Origin of the sequence: Mordavella massiliensis (genome assembly GCF_016902415.1) — a bacterium.
GTDB lineage: Bacteria > Bacillota > Clostridia > Lachnospirales > Lachnospiraceae > Merdimonas > Merdimonas faecigallinarum.
The window spans coordinates 1-8,242 of record NZ_JACJLV010000065.1; the positions used below are offsets into that span (position 1 = coordinate 1).

General features: G+C 53.4%; 7 protein-coding genes and 1 pseudogene. 7 read left to right on the top strand and 1 reads right to left on the bottom strand.

What is annotated here, in order from left to right; translation table 11 throughout:
* Positions 1–1,019: PD-(D/E)XK nuclease family transposase (locus tag H6A13_RS12040; RefSeq protein WP_204909798.1), on the top strand; the 1,019-nt coding region annotated here is incomplete at its 5' end.
* Positions 1,020–1,116: 97 nt separating this feature from the next.
* Here H6A13_RS12040 and guaA read toward each other — a convergent pair.
* Entirely contained in the window at positions 1,117–2,070 is a 954-nt protein-coding gene (gene guaA / locus H6A13_RS12045; protein WP_420827234.1) for a glutamine-hydrolyzing GMP synthase, read from the bottom strand.
* A 220-nt stretch (positions 2,071–2,290) separates the two neighbouring features.
* Here guaA and H6A13_RS12050 point away from each other — a divergent pair, with 220 nt between their 5' ends.
* The 6 genes and pseudogenes from H6A13_RS12050 to H6A13_RS12075 all read left to right on the top strand — a co-directional run.
* Positions 2,291–2,854, top strand: a complete 564-nt coding sequence (locus H6A13_RS12050) for a GNAT family N-acetyltransferase (RefSeq protein WP_204909800.1) — start codon at positions 2,291–2,293, stop codon at positions 2,852–2,854.
* A complete protein-coding gene (locus tag H6A13_RS12055; RefSeq protein ID WP_204909801.1) occupies positions 2,851–4,485 on the top strand; it encodes a ClC family H(+)/Cl(-) exchange transporter in 1,635 nt (544 codons plus the stop codon). The genes H6A13_RS12050 and H6A13_RS12055 overlap by 4 nt, the downstream gene beginning before the upstream one ends.
* A gap of 4 nt (positions 4,486–4,489) precedes the next feature.
* A complete protein-coding gene (locus H6A13_RS12060) occupies positions 4,490–5,569 on the top strand; it encodes a hypothetical protein (protein WP_204909802.1) in 1,080 nt (359 codons plus the stop codon).
* A gap of 110 nt (positions 5,570–5,679) precedes the next feature.
* Positions 5,680–7,092: an amidophosphoribosyltransferase gene (locus H6A13_RS12065; RefSeq protein ID WP_204909803.1), complete on the top strand. Its 1,413-nt coding sequence runs from the start codon at positions 5,680–5,682 to the stop codon at positions 7,090–7,092.
* A 150-nt stretch (positions 7,093–7,242) separates the two neighbouring features.
* Positions 7,243–7,947 carry an ABC transporter ATP-binding protein gene (locus tag H6A13_RS12070; protein ID WP_204909804.1) on the top strand — a complete coding sequence of 235 codons (705 nt, stop codon included), beginning with the start codon at positions 7,243–7,245 and terminating at the stop codon, positions 7,945–7,947.
* A gap of 23 nt (positions 7,948–7,970) precedes the next feature.
* Positions 7,971–8,242 (top strand): annotated as a pseudogene (locus H6A13_RS12075) (ABC transporter permease); the annotation flags it as partial.

Below are 8,242 nucleotides of genomic sequence, written 5' to 3' on the forward strand. Positions count from 1 at the left end.
CGAGAGCGATGAGTATATTTGAATATGATCAGGAGAGGCATATGCAGCAGGAGCGTGAGGCCGGGATTGAGAAAGGCCGGCGTATCGGGCTTGCAGAGGGTGAAGAGCATCTGTTGCGCAGGCAGGTGCAGAAGAATCTGTCCAGAGGAATGAGCATCTCAGAAATTGCGGAAGTTTTGGATGAGACAGAGGAGCGGATCCGGGAGATTCAGTCGTTCAATCTCTTAAGTGATGTATTCATGTCCGTGGCGCTGGAAGACGTTCCGGCGTGTCAGCATATACTCCGGATCCTGACAGGCATCGACGATCTGGAGGTAAAGGTGGTGCGGACACAGTATACCATCTCCCGGATTAAAACCCATTCCGTACGGCTTGACGCGCTGGCAGAGACGGAGAAAGGGAAGCTGTATCACATCGAGATCCAGCGGAAGGATGAGATCGATCCGCCGAAAAGGATACGGTATATCGGATCGCTGATAGACGCGGAGTTTCTGGAAAAAGGGGCGAAGTATGAGGAACTGCCGGACAGGATCCACTTTTACATCAGCGAAAAAGACATTTATCACTGCGGAAAAGTAATCTATCCGGTAGAGAAGGAACTTGGCAGTACAGGGCTTCCGTATGATGACGGAGTGCATATCTTTTTTGTGAATGCGGCAGTAGATGACGGATCCCGGATCGCCAAACTGATGAAGTACTTTAAGACGGCGGATCCGGATGATGACAGTGAGGGAGAATTATCGAAACGGGTGCGTTATCTGAAAAGAGAAGAAGGAGGCGTGGATATCATGTGTGAAGTATCGGAAAAAATCATGGAGCAAGGCAGGAAGATTGGCGAGGAGCAAGGCAGGAAGATTGGCGAGGAGCAAGGCAGGAAGATTGGCGAGGAGAGAAAAGCCCACTCTACCGCTTTGAATCTTTCGCGGATGGGGCTGACGCCAGAGCAGATCGCCAGTGCGGTAGGTGAGAGCCTTGAACAGGTGAAGAGGTGGCTGGCGGGGGCAAACCCGGCGAAGTAACGAAAAGGAGTATCTTAAATCATTTAAAAATGCATACCACGACAGGCATGCATTTTTTATTCTAGCGGGTCATTGATACAGGTGGGGCTTTAGGGTCCTATTCCCACTCGATTGTTCCGGTCGGCTTTGGCGTCAGATCGTAGCACACCCGGTTCACGCCCGGCACCTCGTGTGTGATCCGGTCTGTGATGTGCTGCAGCAGGGCAAACGGCACGTCTTCTACCGTAGCTGTCATGGCGTCCTTCGTATTCACGGCGCGGATGATCACCGGCCACTCAAAGGAACGCTTGCCTTCCTTGACGCCCACTGACTTGAAGTCGGGGATGATGGTGAAGTACTGCCATACTTTTCCTTCCAGGCCGTTCTTTGCGAACTCTTCCCGAAGAATGGCGTCAGATTCGCGGACTGCTTCCAGGCGGTCTCTGGTGATAGCGCCAAGACACCGCACGCCAAGTCCCGGCCCCGGGAAGGGTTGACGGTACACCATGCCGTCCGGCAGGCCGAGGGCCTTGCCGACAACACGCACCTCGTCTTTATAGAGCAGTTTTAATGGCTCTACCAGTTCAAACTGCAGGTCTTCCGGCAGACCGCCTACGTTGTGGTGGGCTTTTACGCCGTCGCTCTCCAGGATATCCGGGTAGATCGTGCCCTGTGCCAGGAATTCGATGCCTTCCAGTTTTCTGGCCTCTTCCTCAAAGACGCGGATGAACTCTGCGCCGATGATCTTGCGCTTCTGTTCCGGCTCTTCTACGCCTTCCAGTTTGTCAAGGAACCGGTCGATGGCGTCTACGTATACCAGATTGGCGTCCATCTCGTCCCGGAATACCTGAACGACCTGTTCCGGCTCGCCTTTACGCAGCAGGCCGTGGTTGACATGGACGCATACCAGCTGTTTGCCGATGGCCTTGATCAGCAGGGCGGCAACAACGGAGGAATCTACGCCGCCGGACAGGGCCAGCAGTACCTTTTTGTCTCCCACCTGCTCCTGGATCGCCTGCACCTGTTCTTCGATAAAGGCGGCAGCCAGTTCTTCTGTCGTGATCCGGATCATATCGTTCGGACGTTTGTTGTTATCCATGGTTCTTCTCTCCTTTTCGTATCAATTGTAAATCCGTTTACAGCTACTCACATTATAGTGGAAAATGCGCCGCGGGGCAAGACGGAAGGCCGGGATTTCCCCGGAGATTTCAAAAATGGTTCGCAACCGGGGCGGTTCTGTGTTATCCTTGAAAGTGATGACAAAAGTACCATTAACGAAGGAAGAGGACAACATGAAGAGAAAAGCTGATTTTGAACAGGAATTTATAGATCCGTCTTTACATCATCGGTTTGCATTCCGGTATATCCGTCCGGAGGAGGCGGATCAGGCGGCGAAGATTGAGGAGATCTGTTTTCCGCCGAATGAGGCGTGTTCTGCGAAGATGATGAAAGAGCGGGTGGCTGCGGCGCCGGATTTCTTTCTGGTGGCTGCAGACCGGGAGACCGGGCGGCTGGCCGGATTTTTGAACGGGCTTGCCACGGACGAAGAGGCTCTCAGAGATGAATTTTTCAAGGACGCCGCGCTTCATGATCCCAAGGGCAGAAACATCATGCTCCTGGGGCTGGATGTGCTTCCTGCTTACCGGGGACAGGGGCTGGCAAGAGAGCTGATGTACCAGTATCTTAGCCGGGAATGGCAGAGAGGGAGAGAGACGGTCATCCTGACCTGCCTGGAAGGCAAGATAAAGATGTATGAAAAAATGGGCTTTGAGAATCTTGGTATCTCCGGCTCTGTATGGGGAGGAGAACAGTGGTATGAGATGAGCTGCAGGCTTTGCGGGGGAGAGGAGTTATGAAAACGAATACGTCCAGACTTCTGAAGCGGGCGGAACGGTTCCAGGTCCTGCTGATCGGGGAAGGGCTGATCGTGGGAGGGATCGCCGGATTTGTGGTGCTCCTTTACCGTATGGCGCTGGAATACGCAGGGGTCTGGATGCATCAGATTCTGGATGCTGCAAAAGGCCGGCCGCTTTGGATGGCCGGATGGTTTGCCGTCCTGGCTCTGCTGGCGTGGATCGTGGGGAAGCTGGTTGCCTTTGAGCCGATGATCTCCGGCAGCGGCATCCCGCAGCTGGAAGGGGAAATGGTAGGGAAACTTTCCCAGAAGTGGTACCGGGTGATCCCTGCGAAGTTTCTGGGCGGATTTTTAAGCATTTTCGGCGGTCTGGCGCTGGGACGGGAAGGCCCGTCGATCCAGCTTGGAGCCATGGTGGGCCAGGCCGTATCCAAAGGGCTGTACCGGGGAAAGACAGAGGAGAAGTTTCTTCTGACCTGCGGCGCCAGCGCAGGGCTTGCCGCTGCTTTTCACGCGCCGCTGGCGGGCGTGATGTTTTCCCTGGAGGAGGTCCATAAAAATTTCTCTGCGTCTGTGCTGGTGTCTGCCATGACCTCGGCGCTGACGGCGGATTTCTTATGTTCCACGGTGACGGGAACAGATACGGTTTTTCAGTTTGAGATCCTGCAGGTGCTGCCGCCAGAACACTATGCCCTGATCGTGGGGCTGGGAGTGATCCTGGGCGTGTTCGGGGCTGGTTATAACTGGTTCACCCTGAAGGTACAGTCCTGGTACCGGAGCATTGGCCCGGCCGGTCAGACCAGGAAACTGCTGATTCCCTTTTTGTGCGCGGGGGTTCTGGGATTTACCGCTCCGGAACTTCTGGGTACAGGCCACAGTCTGATCGAAGAGCTGACGAATACCCAGATGACGATGGGCGCGATTCTGTTTTTGCTGGTCGGCCGGTTTCTTTTCTCGGCTGTCAGCTTTGGCTCCGGCGCGCCGGGCGGCATTTTCTTTCCCTTGCTGGTGATCGGCGGACTGACAGGAGGCGCTTATGCCCAGGCGGTGATCCAGCTTCTTGGTATGGATCCGGTGTATATGAATAACTTTGTCCTGTTGGCCATGGCCGGATATTTTGCGGCCATCGTGCGGGCGCCGCTGACCGGGATCATCCTGATCTTTGAGATGACAGGCTCTTTAAGCCAGATGCTCTCCTTATCTATCGTATCTGTGACCGCTTATATCACCGCCACTCTGCTGCATTCCAGGCCCATTTATGAGAGCCTGCTGGAGCGGCTCCTTGCCCGGGGAGAGGGGCAGGAGGCTTATGTGCACGGACAGAAGGTGCTGTTGGAGTACGTGGTAGAAAAAGGGAGCGCCCTGGACGGCGCGCGGATCGCGGATGTGGAGTGGCCAAAAGGCTGCCTGATCGTAGCCGTGCAGCGGGGCGCAAAGGAACTGATCCCCAGAGGCATGACGACGCTGCAGATGGGCGACGTGCTGGTTGCCATGACGGATGAAGAACTGCAGGCCGGGATGAACGAGCACCTGGAAGGGCTGTGCAGTCAAATTTCGATGTATACACAGGCTTCCGGTGTGTTGTATAATGAGGACAGAGGGCAGGAACAGCCGGAAAAGAGCAGGAGGTAGAAGGATGTTTGGAAAGAGATGTACCTTATGCGGCGGAAAATTAGACAGTAACGGCATTTGTAAAGAATGCGGACTGGATAATAAGAAGAATGATAAGAATTATCGGGTCAATCAGAGCAGCTGCGATGGTCAGCCGCTGACGCATGTCCATACGGAGGAGACAAAGCCGCCGGTGAAAGAAAGAATGCAGAAGGCTTCCGGGAACAAGGCTCCTGGCGGCAGAACGCAGACCGGCCCGTCTCAGAGTTACCGGCCGCCGGTCTATCAGCCGGCTCCCGGCAGCGGACAGAAGGTGCGAAAGAAACGGGGATGCATCGGATGGATCAGCATCATCATCGTGGTGATCGTTGTTTTGAATGTGATCGGGGATACGGTGATTCCGCTGATACAGGAGAAGATCGCCGGGAAGACGGACGAGGGATACAGTTATGAGGAAAGCTACGAGGTAGACGACAGAGATCCTTATGAAAGTATCACAAAGGGGATCCCGGAGACCGGAGAGAGTGCGGAATACACTCTGACTTCCGGGCTCTATATTGTGGGCGTCCACATTCCCGAAGGCGTGTATCAGGCGGAGACAGAGGACGAGTTTGACGTGGTGAGCGTCCACAATTCGGAACTGAATCTTTATCTCTATGAATATGAGGGAAAAGACGGGGAAAATTATCTGGATGACCTCAGGCTGTATGAAGGCTCCCAGGTGGAGATCGATGCACGCGGCCCGGTCGTTCTGCGCACACAGAACGCACAGTTCCCCATAGAAAATATGGCGAACCCGCTGACAGAAAGTTACACCCTGACAGGAACATCCGAAGCAGGCGGGGAGTTCCTTCCCGGCGTTTATGATATGGAACTGAAGGAAGGCAGCGGAGAGATCGTGGTTGAGATCTATGACGAGCAGGGAGAACTGTGGGAACAGAGGAATTATTACCTGGCCGATGACGGCTACGGCGGAACCGGATACTGCAATCTGGTGCTGCCGGAGCATGCGGTAGTCACCTGCGGAGAGGGCGTGACGATCTCGCTTACGCCCAGCGAAATTATCAAAGATACGGATTATTTCGCATTTTATGAAATCTACTGATGCCAAAACCTGCAAGAGATGGTATAGACAAATTCTTGAGACATGTGCTACAATGCATGGGTATGAAAAAATGAATTTATGAAAAGCAAATAAAAAGGAGAGATCAGCAAATGGGTGGTTTTTTTGGTGTAGCATCAAAACGAGACTGTGTACTGGAACTTTTTTACGGCGTGGATTACCACTCCCATCTGGGAACCAGACGGGGCGGTATGGCGACCCACGGCGAGGAAGGGTTCAACCGCGCGATCCACAATATTGAAAATTCTCCGTTCCGTACCAAGTTTGACCATGACGTGGCGGAAATGAAGGGCAATCTGGGAATCGGATGCATTTCCGATTTTGAACCGCAGCCGCTTCTGATCCAGTCTCATCTGGGAAGCTTCGCGATCACAACGGTTGGAAAAGTAAATAACTATGACGAACTGTTAAAGCAGCTTTATGAAGGAGAGCATTCTCATTTCCAGGAGATGACCAGCGGACAGGTCAATGTGACGGAACTGATCGCCGCCCTGATCTGCGAGAAGCCAACGATCGTAGAAGGGATCCGCTATGTCCAGGAGATTGTAGACGGATCGGTGACCCTGCTTGTGATGACAGGGGAAGGGATCTATGCGGCGAGGGATAAATACGGAAGAACCCCGCTGGTGATCGGACGAAAGAGCGACGGCTACTGCATTTCCTTTGAAAGCTTTGCCTATATCAATCTGGGATACACGGATTACAAGGAACTGGGACCTGCAGAGATCGTTTATGTGACGCCGGAAGGAGTGGAGACCGTAGGCGCGCCGGGAGAAGAGATGAAGATCTGTTCTTTCCTGTGGGTTTATTACGGATATCCGACCTCCTCTTATGAAGGGGTCAATGTAGAGGAAATGCGCTACAAATGCGGAAGCATGCTGGCAAAGCGGGATGGAGATTCTGTACACCCGGATGTGGTGGCAGGTGTTCCGGATTCCGGTATCGCCCATGCCATCGGCTATGCCAATGAATCAGGAATCCCGTACGCGAGACCGTTTATCAAATATACGCCTACCTGGCCGAGATCCTTTATGCCGACCAATCAGAGCCAGAGAAATCTGATCGCCCGGATGAAGCTGATCCCGGTACACGCGCTGATTGAAAATAAGAAGCTGCTTCTGATCGATGATTCCATCGTCCGCGGAACCCAGCTGCGGGAGACAACAGAATTTCTGTATCAGAGCGGAGCAAAAGAGGTGCATGTGCGCCCGGCCTGCCCGCCGATCATGTACGGATGTAAATATTTGAACTTCTCCCGGTCCAAATCCGAGATGGAGCTGATCGCAAGACAGATGATCCGCAAGAGAGAGGGAGAGAACTGCTCCCAGGAGGTGCTGGACGAGTACGCCAATCCCTGCACCTGCCGCTATGCGCAGATGATCGAGGATATCCGCAAGCAGCAGAACTTTACCACGCTCCGGTATCACCGCCTGGACGACCTTCTGGCCTCCATCGGCATTGATCCGTGCAAGGTATGTACCTACTGCTTCAACGGAAAAGAATAAAGAATGAGAAATACCGCTGTCAGGATGACGCCTGGCAGCGGTCTCTTTTTTTCGGAAAATTTTCACAATTCTTTTAGAAATGCGGATTTCCAATTACAGGGAGAAATGCTATAATGACAATAACGAATCAGAAGGCTTCGGAGGGTGCTTATGGACGGATTTGTCGCATTAAAAAATGTGAAGAAAATATATCAGATGGGCGAAGTCCAGATCATGGCCGCGGCGGGGATCGATTTTGAGATCCGGCGCGGTGAATTTGCTGTGGTGGTAGGCCCCAGCGGCGCGGGCAAGACGACTGTGCTGAATATTCTGGGAGGCATGGATACCGCTACGGAAGGGGAGGTTCTGGTGGACGGAGAAGATATCGCCAGATATTCGCCCAGGCAGCTGACGGCATACCGGCGGAATGACATTGGATTTGTCTTTCAGTTTTATAATCTGGTGCCGAACCTGACGGCGCTGGAGAATGTGGAACTGGCTCTGCAGATCTGCAAGGATCCCATGGACGCGGAGACGGTGATGAAGGAAGTTGGTCTGGGAGACCGGATGAAGAATTTCCCGGCTCAGCTGTCCGGGGGAGAGCAGCAGAGGGTATCCATCGCAAGGGCTCTTGCGAAGAATCCCAAGCTGTTGCTGTGTGACGAGCCTACCGGTGCGCTGGATTATAATACCGGAAAGGCGATTCTGAAGCTTTTGCAGGATACCTGCCGGGAGCGGGGGATGACGGTGATCCTGATCACTCACAATTCGGCGATCGCGCCGATGGCGGACCGGGTGATCCATATCAAGAACGGCAGGGTGGAAAGGATCATTGAGAATGAACATCCGGTATCGGTGGAGACGATCGAGTGGTAAATAAAGAAACAGGGGTAGCATAGATGGACAGAAAAGCAACGCAGAAGAATTTTTATAGAGAAATCCGTAAAAGTCCCGGGCGTTTTCTGTCCATTTTTTTCATTGTGGCCATGGGCGTGGCCTTTTTTTCCGGTATCCGGGCATCAGAGCCGTCCATGCGGATCACGGGAGACGCTTATTTTGACGGCGCGGATCTGATGGATCTGGAGGTGATCAGCACTCTGGGAATTACGGAGGATGACATCGAAGCATTTGAAGAGATTGAGGGCGTGGAACTGGCGGAAGGTTCCTACAG

What these genes read in the sequence shown, in the direction of transcription:
- H6A13_RS12055 (WP_204909801.1), top strand. Translation starts at nt 2,851, where the DNA reads ATGAAAACGAATACGTCCAGACTTCTGAAGCGGGCGGAACGGTTCCAG.
- H6A13_RS12050 (WP_204909800.1), top strand. Translation starts at nt 2,291, where the DNA reads ATGAAGAGAAAAGCTGATTTTGAACAGGAATTTATAGATCCGTCTTTA.
- guaA (WP_420827234.1), bottom strand. Translation starts at nt 2,070, where the DNA reads ATGATCCGGATCACGACAGAAGAACTGGCTGCCGCCTTTATCGAAGAA.
- H6A13_RS12060 (WP_204909802.1), top strand. Translation starts at nt 4,490, where the DNA reads ATGTTTGGAAAGAGATGTACCTTATGCGGCGGAAAATTAGACAGTAAC.
- H6A13_RS12070 (WP_204909804.1), top strand. Translation starts at nt 7,243, where the DNA reads ATGGACGGATTTGTCGCATTAAAAAATGTGAAGAAAATATATCAGATG.
- H6A13_RS12065 (WP_204909803.1), top strand. Translation starts at nt 5,680, where the DNA reads ATGGGTGGTTTTTTTGGTGTAGCATCAAAACGAGACTGTGTACTGGAA.